General features: G+C 43.8%; 12 protein-coding genes. 7 read left to right on the top strand and 5 right to left on the bottom strand.

Annotated features, from left to right (window positions below; all coding sequences use genetic code 11):
* Position 1 precedes the first annotated feature (1 nt).
* From prpF to AC6R00_RS01260, 4 genes are all read left to right on the top strand, one after another.
* The gene (gene prpF, locus AC6R00_RS01275) at positions 2–1,183 is read left to right on the top strand and encodes a 2-methylaconitate cis-trans isomerase PrpF (protein ID WP_500639082.1); all 1,182 of its coding nucleotides are present in this window, start codon (positions 2–4) and stop codon (positions 1,181–1,183) included.
* 55 nt (positions 1,184–1,238) lie between these two features.
* Positions 1,239–3,116, top strand: coding sequence for a propionyl-CoA synthetase (locus AC6R00_RS01270; protein WP_500639081.1), 1,878 nt, complete (start codon positions 1,239–1,241; stop codon positions 3,114–3,116).
* A gap of 117 nt (positions 3,117–3,233) precedes the next feature.
* Positions 3,234–3,713, top strand: coding sequence for a GNAT family N-acetyltransferase (locus tag AC6R00_RS01265; RefSeq protein ID WP_500639080.1), 480 nt, complete (start codon positions 3,234–3,236; stop codon positions 3,711–3,713).
* Between the two features lie 12 nt (positions 3,714–3,725).
* Entirely contained in the window at positions 3,726–5,147 is a 1,422-nt protein-coding gene (locus AC6R00_RS01260) for a bifunctional NUDIX hydrolase/phosphatase PAP2 family protein (RefSeq protein ID WP_500639079.1), read from the top strand.
* 19 nt (positions 5,148–5,166) lie between these two features.
* Here the strand turns inward: AC6R00_RS01260 and AC6R00_RS01255 are convergent, their stop codons facing one another.
* Entirely contained in the window at positions 5,167–5,976 is an 810-nt protein-coding gene (locus AC6R00_RS01255; RefSeq protein WP_500639078.1) for a Cof-type HAD-IIB family hydrolase, read from the bottom strand.
* 155 nt (positions 5,977–6,131) lie between these two features.
* On the opposite strand from AC6R00_RS01255, the gene queE reads away from it, so the two are divergent.
* Positions 6,132–6,800, top strand: coding sequence for a 7-carboxy-7-deazaguanine synthase QueE (queE, locus tag AC6R00_RS01250; protein WP_500639077.1), 669 nt, complete (start codon positions 6,132–6,134; stop codon positions 6,798–6,800).
* A gap of 11 nt (positions 6,801–6,811) precedes the next feature.
* The gene (gene queC, locus AC6R00_RS01245; RefSeq protein ID WP_500639076.1) at positions 6,812–7,510 is read left to right on the top strand and encodes a 7-cyano-7-deazaguanine synthase QueC; all 699 of its coding nucleotides are present in this window, start codon (positions 6,812–6,814) and stop codon (positions 7,508–7,510) included.
* Here queC and AC6R00_RS01240 read toward each other — a convergent pair.
* The 4 genes from AC6R00_RS01240 to AC6R00_RS01225 form a co-directional block, all read right to left on the bottom strand.
* A complete protein-coding gene (locus AC6R00_RS01240) occupies positions 7,467–9,437 on the bottom strand; it encodes a GGDEF domain-containing protein (RefSeq protein ID WP_500639075.1) in 1,971 nt (656 codons plus the stop codon). The two genes, queC and AC6R00_RS01240, sit on opposite strands and share 44 nt — an antisense overlap.
* A gap of 149 nt (positions 9,438–9,586) precedes the next feature.
* Positions 9,587–9,940 carry a DUF2750 domain-containing protein gene (locus AC6R00_RS01235; protein WP_004743853.1) on the bottom strand — a complete coding sequence of 118 codons (354 nt, stop codon included), beginning with the start codon at positions 9,938–9,940 and terminating at the stop codon, positions 9,587–9,589.
* 100 nt (positions 9,941–10,040) lie between these two features.
* Positions 10,041–10,652 carry an OmpA family protein gene (locus AC6R00_RS01230; RefSeq protein WP_500639074.1) on the bottom strand — a complete coding sequence of 204 codons (612 nt, stop codon included), beginning with the start codon at positions 10,650–10,652 and terminating at the stop codon, positions 10,041–10,043.
* A gap of 1 nt (position 10,653) precedes the next feature.
* Positions 10,654–11,958: a TolC family outer membrane protein gene (locus AC6R00_RS01225; RefSeq protein WP_500639073.1), complete on the bottom strand. Its 1,305-nt coding sequence runs from the start codon at positions 11,956–11,958 to the stop codon at positions 10,654–10,656.
* 419 nt (positions 11,959–12,377) lie between these two features.
* Between AC6R00_RS01225 and AC6R00_RS01220 the strand changes: the two genes are divergently transcribed.
* Positions 12,378–13,453: Ig-like domain-containing protein (locus AC6R00_RS01220; protein ID WP_500639072.1), on the top strand; the 1,076-nt coding region annotated here is incomplete at its 3' end.

Below are 13,453 nucleotides of genomic sequence, written 5' to 3'. Positions count from 1 at the left end.
TATGACAGTATCTAGCCAAATGAAAGTACCAGCCACCTATATGCGTGGTGGGACGAGTAAAGGGGTATTCTTCAGTCTAGAAGATTTGCCAAAACAAGCTCAAACTCCCGGAGAGGCGAGAGACAAATTGCTATTAAGAGTGATTGGTAGTCCCGATCCTTATGCCAAGCAAATCGATGGTATGGGCGGTGCCACGTCGAGTACCAGCAAAACCGTGATTGTATCGAAAAGTGATAAGCCAGATCACGATGTTGATTATCTATTCGGGCAAGTATCGATTGAAAAACCTTTTGTTGATTGGAGTGGCAACTGTGGCAATCTATCTGCCGCTGTTGGCCCCTTTGCTATTCATGCTGGATTGGTCGATGAAGCTCGTATCCCAACCAATGGCACGGTCGCTGTGAGAGTGTGGCAGGCGAATATCAGCAAAACCATCGTGGTTCATGTGCCAATTGTGAAAGGGCAAGTTCAAGAAACGGGCGACTTTGAACTCGATGGGGTGACGTTTCCTGCGGCTGAAATTCAAGTCGACTTCATGCACCCCGCAGACGGCGAAGGCAGTATGTTTCCAACTGGAAATGTGAACGATGAGCTAGAGGTTCCTGATGTTGGTACGTTTGAAGTCACGATGATCAATGCGGGTATCCCGACGATTTTCCTTGACGCTGAAGCTCTCAGATATCAAGGGACGGAACTTCAAGAAGATATCAATAACGATGAAGCTGCATTACAACGCTTTGAAACGATTAGAGCTTATGGTGCGTTGAAGATGGGTTTGATTGATTCTTTACAAGAGGCTGAAGCTCGTCAGCACACGCCAAAAATCGCCATAATTGCGAGCCCGAAAAGTTATCTTTCTTCTAGTGGCAAACCGGTCGAAGCAGGTGAGGTGGATGTACTCGTTCGCGCTTTGTCGATGGGTAAATTGCACCACGCCATGATGGGAACCGCAGCAGTAGCGATTGCATCGGCTTCCTGTGTGCCCGGCACTATAGTCAACCGTGCTGCTGGTGGCGGAGAAATGGAATCAGTCACTTTTGGTCACCCGTCGGGAACGCTGAAAGTAGGAGCGGCCGCCACGCTAGATGAACAAGGTTGGGTCGTTGAAAAAGCTGTAATGAGCCGCAGCGCTCGAATCATCATGGAGGGATTTGTGCGCGTACCCTCCGATATCTTTGCGTAATTAGCACTGGTTAATTACCAGAAAAGCAATGTCAGGACATACTGGAGGAAGCACTATGTCTGCATATCAAAAAGAGTATCAATGGGCGCTGTCAGAACCCGAGTCGTTTTGGGCGGAGCAAGCAAAAAATATTGACTGGTTTAAACAGCCACAAACTATTCTAGCCAAAGATGAAAATGGCATAGAGCGCTGGTTCCCCGATGGAATGCTTAATACCTCTTGGTTAGCACTAGATTATCACTGCGAACAAGGACGTGGTGATAACACCGCATTGATCTACGATTCACCAGTGACTGGTACTAAGCGAAAATATACTTATACCGAGCTTCGTGATCAGGTAGCGAAAACAGCGGGTATGCTCGCAGAACAAGGCGTTGAAAAGGGTGACCGAGTGGTTATCTATATGCCCATGATTCCTGAGGCAGCAATGGCAATGCTTGCCTGTGCACGACTAGGCGCGATTCATTCCGTTGTGTTTGGCGGTTTTGCGGCTAACGAGCTAGCGGTTCGACTTGAAGATGCTGAACCTAAATTGGTGATGACAGCTTCTTGTGGTATTGAAGTTAATAAAGTTATTCCGTACAAGCCATTGGTCGATAAAGCGATTATGGACAGTCGATGGAAGCCTGAAACAGTGGTTGTTCTGCAAAGAGGCCAGTGTGAAGCTCAGCTGCAGCCTAAGCGAGATGTGGATTGGGCGACTGCACTTGAAAGCTCTCAACCTCACGCTTGTGTACCAGTCTTGGCGACTGACCCGCTCTACATTCTTTATACCTCAGGGACGACTGGTAAGCCTAAAGGTGTAGTACGCGATAATGGTGGGCATGCTGTTGCGATGAAGTACTCAATGAGCGCCATTTATAATGTTCCACAAGATGGTGTTTACTGGGCAGCTTCTGATGTGGGCTGGGTCGTAGGCCACTCTTACATTGTCTATGCGCCGCTGATTCATGGTTGTACAACAGTACTATTTGAAGGCAAGCCAGTACGGACTCCGGATCCGGGTGCATTCTGGCGAGTGTGTGAAGAGTACAAAGTCGAAGTACTGTTCTCTGCACCAACCGCGTTCCGCGCTATTAAGAAAGAAGACCCAGAAGGTGAGTGCCTCAAGCAATACGACTTATCAAACCTTAAAACCATCTTTATGGCAGGTGAGCGCTTAGACCCTCCGACATTAGAGTGGGTAGAAAGCAAAACTGACAAACCAGTGGTCGATCACTGGTGGCAAACGGAAACAGGTTGGGCGATTGCCGGTAACCCTACCGGAATTGAGCTGATGCCAGTGAAAGCAGGTTCAGCGACTAAGCCAATCCCTGGTTATCAGGTTGAGATCCTTAATGAGCTTGGTGAGCCAGTAGAAGCCAATCAACAGGGCTTTGTCGCTTTGAAGCGCCCACTGCCACCAAGCTGTCTGCCTACGGTATGGCGTAACCACGACCGCTTCGAGTCTGGATATCTGAGTCAGTTCCCGGGTTATTACGTATCGGGTGATGGTGGTTATCTCGATGAAGAGGGCTACCTATTCATTATGGGGCGTATCGATGACGTAATTAACGTTGCGGGTCACCGCCTATCAACCGGTGAAATGGAAGAGATCGTCGGCGGCCACCCGGCTATTGCGGAATGTGCGGTTGTTGGTGTTCATGACGATCTCAAAGGGCAACTGCCATTAGGTCTGGTTGTGCTTAAAGACGGAGTTAAAGTCGATGACGTCCAGCTTGAAGGTGAGCTGGTTGGTAAAGTACGCGATGAAATTGGAGCAGTTGCCTGTTTTAAGCATGCGCTCGTTGTGGAGCGTTTACCAAAGACGCGCTCCGGCAAGATCTTGCGCCGTACTATCCGCCAGATAGCCGATGGCGAGCAGTACACAGTGCCTTCGACGATCGATGACCCAACGAGCCTTGAAGAGATTGAAAAAGCACTGCATTCTTAACTTGAGCCACAGCATTTTCTGATAATGAAATTAAGCCCCTCACCAAAGGGGCTTTTTTATTGAAAAATTTTTGTTAAACCGCCAAACTGTTACTTTATTCGTAACGCAAAAATATTTATGCACAATGTGACCATTCGTAGTGCGCATGACAAAGATTTAGAGCAGTTAAATGATCTCATGTTTTACTTGCATGATGAGCACCATCGCCAATGTCCCGAACATTTTAAAACTGCTGAAGATATAGAGCAGGAAAAGAGTATTGCTCGATATTTAGATGATCCTGAATGTGTTGTATTTGTCGCATGTGAAGACGATAAAATCATAGGATTTATTAGTGGTCACTTTTGCGAGCTGATTTCCACAGTAAGTAAGCCAGTTCAGATGGGCAGCATCGATGAACTGTATATCGTTAAGGACTACCGTGGCAAAGGGCATGCAGTCGAACTGTGTCAGCATATCGAAACGCGTTTTGAGGAATATGGCGTAAAAGAGATCTTTGTTGAAGTCTGGGAATTTAATCAGTCTGCAATTGAGTTTTACCGTCATTTCGGCTTTGAACATCATATCCATTGGTTACGAAAGTCCGTAACCAATTAACAAGAATTTAGAATGAAGCTCAACACTAAAATATTATCGCTCGTACTCGGGTTTATCTCTCTATTTGCCTCTTCACTTACTGTTGCGAATGACTCGTCAATCTCTGGAGCTGCGTGTGTCATACGTTCTGGTGAGAAGATTGTATTGGTAAAAGAAATCCTCACCAACAAGCTTTCTCTCCCCGCAGGAGGCGTCGCTAAAGGGGAGTCTCCAAAGCTTGCGGCGCAACGAGAAACTTGGGAAGAAACAGGTCTTGTTGTTTCCATTAAGGAAGAACTCGGGCGTACCGAGAAAGCGGTGTTCTACGATTGTGTTTCTGACTCAGATATTGTTTCATTCCAGTTTAACAACAGGTTAGACGGATATGAACTGCCAATCTGGTTCGCTCCACATTATGGTATTGAAGTCTCTTCAGCGATGTTGATCGATCCTACTGTTGTTCCTAGTCAAGAGTACCGCTTCCCTGAGCAACTTCAGTGGCTTGGTACCGTTTTACAACAAGCGACTGATCAAAAAGTGGTGTTCGTCGATAACCTTATTGAGGCGGCTCCCATATTCCATCAAGTCGAATTGAGCTGGATGACTCAGCTTCAGCACTTCTTCTTAAAGCTACCCAGTGGCATAGTGCATATCGTCGAGCCTTTGTTACTCGCTGGAAACTGGCTGGCTGAACCTTCGTTGATTCTGGTTCTTTTCCCACTTTTATATTGGCGATTTGGTAAAGAATTCAGCTATAAAGTCTTTTTTGCCGTGACTATGACTTCACTGCTTAGTTTGGTCGCTCAGCAAGGGTTTGCGTTTCCTAGGCCACATGTTTATCTACCTGTTCTCGATCTTGCCAAGAGTTACGGGTTTAGCCTACCGAGCTTACCTATTGCGGTATGGTCGTGTGTGGGTCTTCTTGTTTTGAATGGGACTGACAAACTATCGATTAATCGTTGGTCATTGTCTTTGTTTTTTGCATTGTTATGGCTAACCGTTGCTAAGTTTTACAGTGGCTCTGCATTTTTGACTGACAGCGTAAGTGGCGCATTATTGGGCATACTTTGTTCTTGGCATTTGATTCGACTTGAATCTAAGCCAGAGGTGGATGCAAGAGCACTAATGACTTCAAAAATGGTTTGGGTAATCTTGCTTATCGCATGTACCGTTATGACGCTGTTTTGGCCCACACCGATTTTTACTTATTGGTTGGCGATAATCTTAACTGTGTTAGGGCTAGTGATGACCTTTGAACGAGATGCAAAGATCGCCTCTGGAAAGGCTTTGCTAATGATTACAGTGATGCTTATTCTGGCTAATGGATTTATTGGAGTTGTTGCTGAGCATGTATCTACAAGCAGCATTGCCTCACTGAGCGTTGAAGCGTTGAGGTATCCAGTATTGATCCTTATGTTTGCCGTCTCAGTACGTAAAGTAGCTAAAGCTGAATAGTCAGCTTTAGCTCAGAGATTTAGTTGTTTAAAACAAACTCTTCAATGACAACAGCCACGCCATCATCATCGTTACTCAATGTAATATGGTTGGCGATGGCTTTGGTTTGCTCCATTGCATTCTGCATCGCTACTCCTAACCCTGCGTATTCAATCATATGATGGTCATTTTCAGCGTCGCCCATACAGATCACTTCGCTAGATGCTATGCCTAGATGTTCAGCAATCGCCTTAATGCCAACCCCTTTGTTACTTTCAAGGTTTAAAAACTCCAAGAAAATAGGGGCGCTCTGGACGATTGTGAATTCATCTTGATAGCGAGCTGGAATATTTTCGATTGCGGCGGTGAGTTTGTCAGGAGCACCGACAATCATCGCTTTAATGATCGGATGGTCATCGTCTAACTCATCAAAGTTCTTCTCGATGACTGGAATTTGATTGATGGTTGCTTCAACGTCGGTGAACTCGTTGAGCTTTGGCGTTATTAATCCAAACTCGTTACTGAATGCATGGCAATCTAAATTCAGTTTGTTAGCCAGTTGCGCGACTTGCTTTGCTCGCTTTCCATCAATAATCGCCGAGTGAATCACTCTGTTTGTGCCAATTTCCTTCACCATTGAGCCATTGAAGTAAACGACAAACTCGTTATCGCCTTCAATCTCAAGTTCGTCTAGCTTACTTTGCATTCCATCTAATGGACGGCCAGATGCGAGGATGATTTTTACACCTCGTTTACGCGCTTCAGCGATCGTATGCTTTGTTCTTTGGGAAATCGTTTTGTCACTCGTTAGCAATGTGCCATCTAAATCGAGTGCTATCAGCTTATACATAACTTACCTAAAATATAACTACAAAATTGACAAAAAGAAGCAGAATAATCGCTGTGAAAAGATTGATCAATTTATGATTTAGTTGACCTTCCACTGCGTCTCATTTAAGGTCTCGTTCCTGCAGAATTTTGAAGATAAATTAGGCTGAGTTTAAGTTGTATAAAATTAACGAAATGTTCGAAACCATTCAGGGGGAAGGTGTGTTCACCGGTGTTCCCTCGGTTTTTGTTCGCTTACAAGAGTGTCCTGTTGGTTGTGCTTGGTGCGATACTAAGCAAACTTGGGACGCAACCCCTCAAGACGAAAAGCCTCTAGAGGAAATATTAGCTAAGAAAGAGGACTCTCCAACTTGGTGTTCTGTCTCGGCGATGGACATCGTTAATGAGTACAAGAAGCAAGGGTATACTGCTAAACATATCGTTATTACTGGTGGTGAACCTTGTATCTATGACCTGACCCCTTTGACGCAAGCGTTTGAAGAACATGGCTGTCAATGTCAGATCGAAACCAGTGGCACCTCAGAGGTCAAAGCGACAGAAAATACATGGGTGACAGTGTCACCGAAGGTCGCGATGAAAGGTAAGTTACCTGTACTTGATTCGGCGATGGTTCGCGCAAATGAAATTAAACATCCTGTGGCGACTCAAAAAGATATTGATCAACTGGATGTTCTCTTGGAAAGAGCGAATGTATCTGAACAAACGACAATTGCGCTGCAACCAATTAGTCAAAAGCCTCGTGCGACTCAACTTTGTATTGATGTATGCATTGCTAGGAACTGGCGCTTATCGATTCAAACTCACAAATATCTAAGTATTGCGTAAAGGAACTCAAAATGAAAAAAGCAGTTGTCGTATTTAGTGGTGGACAAGATTCAACGACTTGTCTGGTACAAGCAATTAAAGATTTTGATGAAGTTCATGCGATTACATTTGACTACGGTCAGCGCCACAAACTAGAAATTGAAGTCGCGCAGAACTTAGCAAAAGAGCTAGGCGTGAAAGCGCACAAAGTGATGGATGTCGGCCTACTTAATGAGCTTGCTATTAGCTCTTTGACGCGTGACGATATCCCTGTTTCTCATGAGTTGCAAGAGAATGGTTTGCCGAACTCATTTGTACCAGGGCGTAATATCCTGTTTTTGACTCTGGCAGGTATCTACGCTTATCAAATTGGCGCGCAGACTGTTATTACTGGCGTATGTGAAACAGACTTTTCTGGTTATCCAGATTGCCGCAATGACTTTGTAAAAGCGATGAATAATGCGCTTGTTCAGGGTATGGACCGCCAGCTAGAGATTTCTACGCCCTTAATGTGGTTAAACAAAGCTGAAACTTGGGCACTAGCGGACCAATACGATGCTCTGCAACTAGTAAGAGAGAAAACGCTTACTTGTTACAATGGAGTAATAGGTGATGGTTGTGGTGATTGCCCATCATGCGAGCTGAGAAAAGTAGGCCTAAACGACTACCTTTCTGAGCGTGAGACTATTATGGCTGAACTGGTACGTAAGCAGAGTTCGGCAGGAAAATAGGCTCGTTATAGGCGTCAATAATCTGGTTTTTGCCGTTTTGCTTAACTTGATATAGCGCCTGATCCAATATTGAATATAACTCGTCAAAATCATTGAGTGGTTTTGATGTAGCTAGATAGGAAAAGCTCGCGGTAACGTAGAGCTTTTCTTTGTTTTCCGCTTCAAAAACGTTGTTGGCAATTGAGTTGTGTAATTGTTCTACTTGTTCTCTGACATCTAACTCGTCGACATTTTTGAGCACAACAATAAATTCTTCACCACCTAATCGGCCGAATAAATCATCAGGTTTAATGGTTTCAGAGATCCCCTTTGCAATGGTTGAAAGTGCTCGGTCTCCTGTTGGATGTCCATAGCTGTCATTGATGTTCTTAAAGTCGTCAAGATCTAGCAAGATCAGTACGTGTTTTTGAATTTGAGCGGCGGTCTTATCAATAGCCCTGATTTTCTTAATAGCTGCAGCTCGATTGAGTGAGCCTGTAAGCTGGTCCATCTCCGCCCTCCGACTTTTCATTCGCGTGTGAATGAGTTGCCCAATCAACGTAATAATTAGCAACACAATGGAAAGCAAAAGCATCTGCCTTTGTGTCGAGAGCTTATTGAGCTGAGTTTCCAAAGATTCTAATCTTGCCAATGTTTGGTTTGTTTGAACCTTCTGGGCAAATTCACGTCGTGCCAGCTCCAGTGCAAGAAAAGCAGTACGGTTTTTTTGGGTTCTTTTGGATAGCTCCGAATCGAAGTAGTCTTGGTAATGTTGAAGGGCAAGCTCGTAGTCGCCGCGTGCTTCAGCAATATGGGCGAGAGATTTTAGAGCTAGAGCTTGCAGTCTCTCGCTATGAATTTTAACTCCCAGTGCATAGGCCTCACGAGAATACTCGAGTGCAGAAAAATCATTAGCTTGAGATTGTTCTAATGCCGATAGAGCAAGGTAAATTTCCCCGCGGATCTGGTCGTTGCCTTGAAGTTCGGCGTAATCACGCGATTGAGATAAAAAGTGCTTACTCAGTTCATACTGTTTTAAAAATCTATAGGCTTTACCTAGGCTGAGAGTGACGTGGGTCAATCCATAGACATGGCCTACATCATCTAAGATTGCTTTTGAAAGGTTAAGGTGTTGGATAGCGCCTTCATAGTCTTTTATCTCTAACAAGAGGTCTGCCATGCTGTGATGGGATTGGGCAAGCTTTAGTCGAGCATTGAGTGACTTTCTCAACCTGATTGAGATGGTTAGATATTCTTGAGCGAGTTCATATTGGCCTAAGTTTTTCAATAGAAGCCCCGCATCGTTGTAGACTCCAGAAGGATCAACGTAGCTTGGAATAGTTGCGAGATATTTTTGATAGGTTTCTAATGAAGCTTGGTAGTCACCTATGAACTCGAGGTTATTCGCAATAACTCTTAGGGCAAGGTGCTTAGGCAGAATCGATATATCGACATCTTGTAGGTGGGTTTTTAATGCATTGCAGTATAACTGAGCACTGTAAAACTGGCCTTGCATATTCATTGCACGGCATAGGTGATATTCAAAAAGAATCTTACCTTGTATGTTGCTAGTTGTGTTGGCAAATTTTAGCAGGGAAAGGTACGCAGAGCGTGCATCCGAAAAGTTTAGCTCTAGCTCCGCGTTGAGAGCTGCGATAAAGGACTGTTCTAGCTTGGAATATTCAGGGTTGTTGGCAAGTTCATTACCATAGTAAGGTTGCCCTCTTAATGTCATAAAGCCGTGCATTTTAGAGCTCACATATAACTTCTCAATGTTTGCCGGAAGGGCATTGTAGCGATCTTGCAGCATCAATAATGCGTTACTCTCGTTAATACGAAGCGCGTTATTGTATGCAGATTCCCATTGTTCCCAATGGTTATATTGACTAGCTAGTGCAGAGGGTAGGAATGTAGCGTAAGCGATAATCCAAGCTAAAAGACGTTTCATTGTATTTAGTATTAGTTTTGTTTGTTACATAGTAGAGTAACTTACTAATAGGGTACAATGTGTTGCTAAATGTGAATTGAATAAATGCGACTTAGATAGCTTTGATTTCTATAAAAAATGCGCCTTCGAGGCGCATTTTTAAAATCTACTTAGTCTAAGTATAACTTGGCTAGGTCAGATGGTTCCATCTCTTTACCTTCCAGTTGGTCATTCCAGTTTGTACCAACTAAAACACCGTCTTCAGCTAAGGTGAGTAGCCAATCTTCAACAAAGATATCTAGTGGAATCTCAAGCACTTCGAAATCTGCCCACTCTTCAACATTGTGAGTTTCTGCATCTTGTTTAGAAGACCAGAAAGGCATTACTTCGCTGTTTTCAAATTCTGTAGAATCGCAAGACAGCCAGCCTTCTTCGTTACGCATTCCCCAAACTAGTTTAGATTGCTTCGTTTCAGCAACGAATAACTCAAGGTTTGCTTGAATATCAGCAGTTAATTTGCTCATTGGTATTATCTCATACGTGGATTCGCTGCTAGAGTACCACTCAATACAGCAAAGCAAAATAAAAAAGGGAGCCTAAGCCCCCTTAATACAAGAAAAACGGTTATTTTTTTATCTTAGTAAAAATTGACCATTCTTCTTTCACGTTACCTTTGTGTCCGATAACGGTTGCGACAACTTTGCGGTTTTTAGCATGGCTGATTTCGTCGGTACCTGTCTCACTTAGGTTCGTGTCACCATAGCCAACAATACGTACTCGATTAGAGGCAGTTCCATTTGCGAGCAAAGCATCTTCGACCGCAATGGCACGTCGCTTTGAAAGCGCCATGTTGTACTCAGGCTTACCAACTTTACTTGCATAACCTTGCAGTTCAATTGAAGTTGATGGGTAGCTTTCAAGGAAGTCGGCCATCTCGCGAATTTGGGCAAGAAATACTGGCTGAATTTCATCAGAGTCATTCGCGAACAGAATATGTAAGCTCATCTCTTCTTCTGTCTTCACATAAGTACCACAGCCGTCGTTGTCAATTTCAGCAAGGCGTGGTGTTTGCGGACACAAGTCGCGAGCATTAATGACACCATCTTTGTCATCATCAAGTAAGTCGTCAACTTGATTAGGAGTTGGAGTGTCGATGTAGTCGTAAGCGTCCTCAGCTTTAAGCGGAGCAGTGAATACGGTAGCCGCGATAATCATAGTTACAAGTGATTTATTCATATCAGTATTCTACCTTTTCATTCCACTCTTGAGGTGTATCTACACGTAATGCCGCTAGTAGATTGCCCGTCGCGTTCATTACACGATACTTAGCGTATTGCTCATCATACTTGGCATCTAAATAGCCTTTACGGGCTTCGAACAATTCGTTTTCTGTGTTCAATAGATCAAGTAGGGTACGCTTACCGAGTTTATATTGCTTTTCGTAAGCAATAACTGTATCTGATGCCGAGTCTACGTGGTCTGCAAGAAAGTCTTTCTGTTGAACAGTCAGATCAAGCGCACTCCACGAAAGACGCAGGCCTTCCTCAACGCTACGATAGGTGCGGTCACGAAAATCTTTCGCTTTGTTTAATTGATAAGCGGCACTTTCAGTTCGGTCAGAGTCTGAACCGCCGTTATATAGGTTGTAACGCATACGAAGCATCGCAGAAAACTCGTCACTACCTCCTTCGATGCCACCCGCATCATCACGCCAAGTTTGATTTGCCTCTATTGAAAGCGTTGGGTAGTTCACGCCTTTAGTTTGATCGTATTGGAATCGAGCAGAGTCAACGTCTGCTTGAGCTACTTTAATCACTGGATGAGCGTTAAATGCAGTATCAAGTGCTTCGTCTACTGTAAAAGGAATAGCGGTTTGATCTGCTCTTGGGAATGTAAGACCTTGTGGGGACTGACCAACAATGCGTTTAAACTGGGTATGAACGTCGAAAAGGTTATTCTGTGCTGCTAGTAAGTTACCGTGAGCTTTGGCTAAACGGGCTTCAACCTGAGAAAGATCAGCTGTTGAACCAATACCAGAATCCACACGTTTTTTAATATCAGTATAGATTTCTTTATGAACCGCTAGGTTGCTTTCAGATAATGCTAAAACTTCATAAGCCTTAGTTGCATCCAGATAGATCTTTGTAACTTGAAGAGCGATATCTTGAGCATCTGACATCAATTGGAAGCGAACGGATTCCGCATCTGCTGCAGTGCGGTCCATGTCATTTAGTGTTGCAGAGCCATCCCACAATAATTGAGTTAGGGTCAACGTAGCTTCTTTTCGAGTAAGTTCATTGTCAGTACCTGAAGCTAAATCAACAGCTTCGTATCCAATACCTGCATCCAAATCCAATTTAGGCATGTATGCCCCACCAGAGGCTTCTGCATCAAAAAACTTGCTCTTAAATTCGTTGTAAGAAGCTTTAATCTCTGGGTTGGTCGTAATAGTAAAGGCGACGGCTTGCTCTAATGTTTGACTGTGTGCTGGAAAGCTAAGTGCAACCGCGCAACTTAGTACTTTCAACTTATTCCAATTCACTCTGACTCTCCTCGAAGTGCTCGTAGGTGAGGATAATACTCAATTTTTTTGTCTCAATACTGAGATATATCCATTAATGGCGCCAATAAAATAACACTCTTGAGCAGAGAAAACTAATCTATTTAGCAAATAAAGTGTTGTTAAATTGTTGCTTTTTACTCAATTAATCAAAATGCGATCGGAATCTAATGTTGGGACGCCATACTTTATATTATCCACTAAAATCGAGATCTTAGTTCAGTTTCTCAATGTTGAGAAATGCAACTTGTGTCGTGTTTGTTGAGGCTTTTGTTCAAAAAACAGGTTTAGCGTAGATATGAAAAATGGTAATTTATAAAGAGTATGAATTTATATTTTGCCAATTATTTGTCACTGGCAACATAGCAAAAGAAAGCAGTCAAGGATTAAGGACTTAAAGTATGGGTTTTGGTACTTACGTTGCAATGGGTAATCTAGCAGCCAATCAAGTTATCGTAATTGACGTAAACGGTAATGTCAGAGTATTGGTTGAAGGCGAGTTGCCTAGGCCAGGTGAGGTCATCGTTCAGTCAGACTCGGGTGTAAACGGTACTGACCAGCAACTACAATTTGAGGTGGTTGATCAAGGTGGAGAGCCTCAAGATATCACCGCGGAGCTTGAAGACATCTTTGCTGCCTTAGAAGAAGGTCAAGACCCAACTCAGCTTGGTGAAGACTTTGCAACGGCTGCTGGTGGGCAAACTGGTTCGAGCTTGACTGCAAGTGGTTCCGTAACACGTGATGGGACCGAAACGATAGCCAGTACTGACTTCACAACGGAAGGTTTCCAATCCCTTGGTCTTTCGGAAACTCAAAGCCTTTCACTATTAGAGCAGTTTAGGCTATTCGAACCAATTTTCGTCGATATAAACAATGATCCTTTGGGCGAGAGTATTGCTGTCACTACTGATGAAGATACCGCGATTAGCGGTACGCTTACGGCGACGGACCAAAATCCAACCGATACGCTGACTTTCTCTCAAACTTCAACTCCTACAAACGGTACGGCTGTTGTTAATCCAGACGGCACCTGGAGTTATACACCTAACACAAACTTTGATGGGGACGATAGCTTCACTGTTACTGTAGACGATGGTAATGGTGGAACCGATACTCTGGTTGTCAATGTGACAGTTACGCCTATTCCTGAAATCACAGTTAGTGGAGGAGGTGAAGTAAGTGAAGGCAGCGATGCTACCTACACAATTAGTTATGATAAACCATCTACCCAAGATACGACATTGCGATTAACTAACCAGTTAAACACTGCTGAAAGCGATGACGTTGGTTCCATTAAAGTTCAGACTTCTACCGGTCAAACTTTAACGGTTAATGCTGATGGCACGGTGCTAGTTCCAGCGGGTACCACTTCTCTCAATGTAATAATTCCAACGACGCAAGATGATATCTATGAAGGTGATGAGTCTTTCACTCTTAATGTTGAGTCAGTTTCTGGATTAGTGGGAAGCGGGGCTGG

The organism is Vibrio sp. R10-SF1-ISO8, assembly GCF_059833805.1.
This window is presented reverse-complemented; position numbering and strand designations above follow the sequence as displayed.

What these genes read in the sequence shown, in the direction of transcription:
- prpF (WP_500639082.1), top strand. Translation starts at nt 2, where the DNA reads ATGACAGTATCTAGCCAAATGAAAGTACCAGCCACCTATATGCGTGGT.
- AC6R00_RS01270 (WP_500639081.1), top strand. Translation starts at nt 1,239, where the DNA reads ATGTCTGCATATCAAAAAGAGTATCAATGGGCGCTGTCAGAACCCGAG.
- AC6R00_RS01265 (WP_500639080.1), top strand. Translation starts at nt 3,234, where the DNA reads ATGCACAATGTGACCATTCGTAGTGCGCATGACAAAGATTTAGAGCAG.
- AC6R00_RS01260 (WP_500639079.1), top strand. Translation starts at nt 3,726, where the DNA reads ATGAAGCTCAACACTAAAATATTATCGCTCGTACTCGGGTTTATCTCT.
- AC6R00_RS01255 (WP_500639078.1), bottom strand. Translation starts at nt 5,976, where the DNA reads ATGTATAAGCTGATAGCACTCGATTTAGATGGCACATTGCTAACGAGT.
- queC (WP_500639076.1), top strand. Translation starts at nt 6,812, where the DNA reads ATGAAAAAAGCAGTTGTCGTATTTAGTGGTGGACAAGATTCAACGACT.
- AC6R00_RS01240 (WP_500639075.1), bottom strand. Translation starts at nt 9,437, where the DNA reads ATGAAACGTCTTTTAGCTTGGATTATCGCTTACGCTACATTCCTACCC.
- AC6R00_RS01235 (WP_004743853.1), bottom strand. Translation starts at nt 9,940, where the DNA reads ATGAGCAAATTAACTGCTGATATTCAAGCAAACCTTGAGTTATTCGTT.
- AC6R00_RS01230 (WP_500639074.1), bottom strand. Translation starts at nt 10,652, where the DNA reads ATGAATAAATCACTTGTAACTATGATTATCGCGGCTACCGTATTCACT.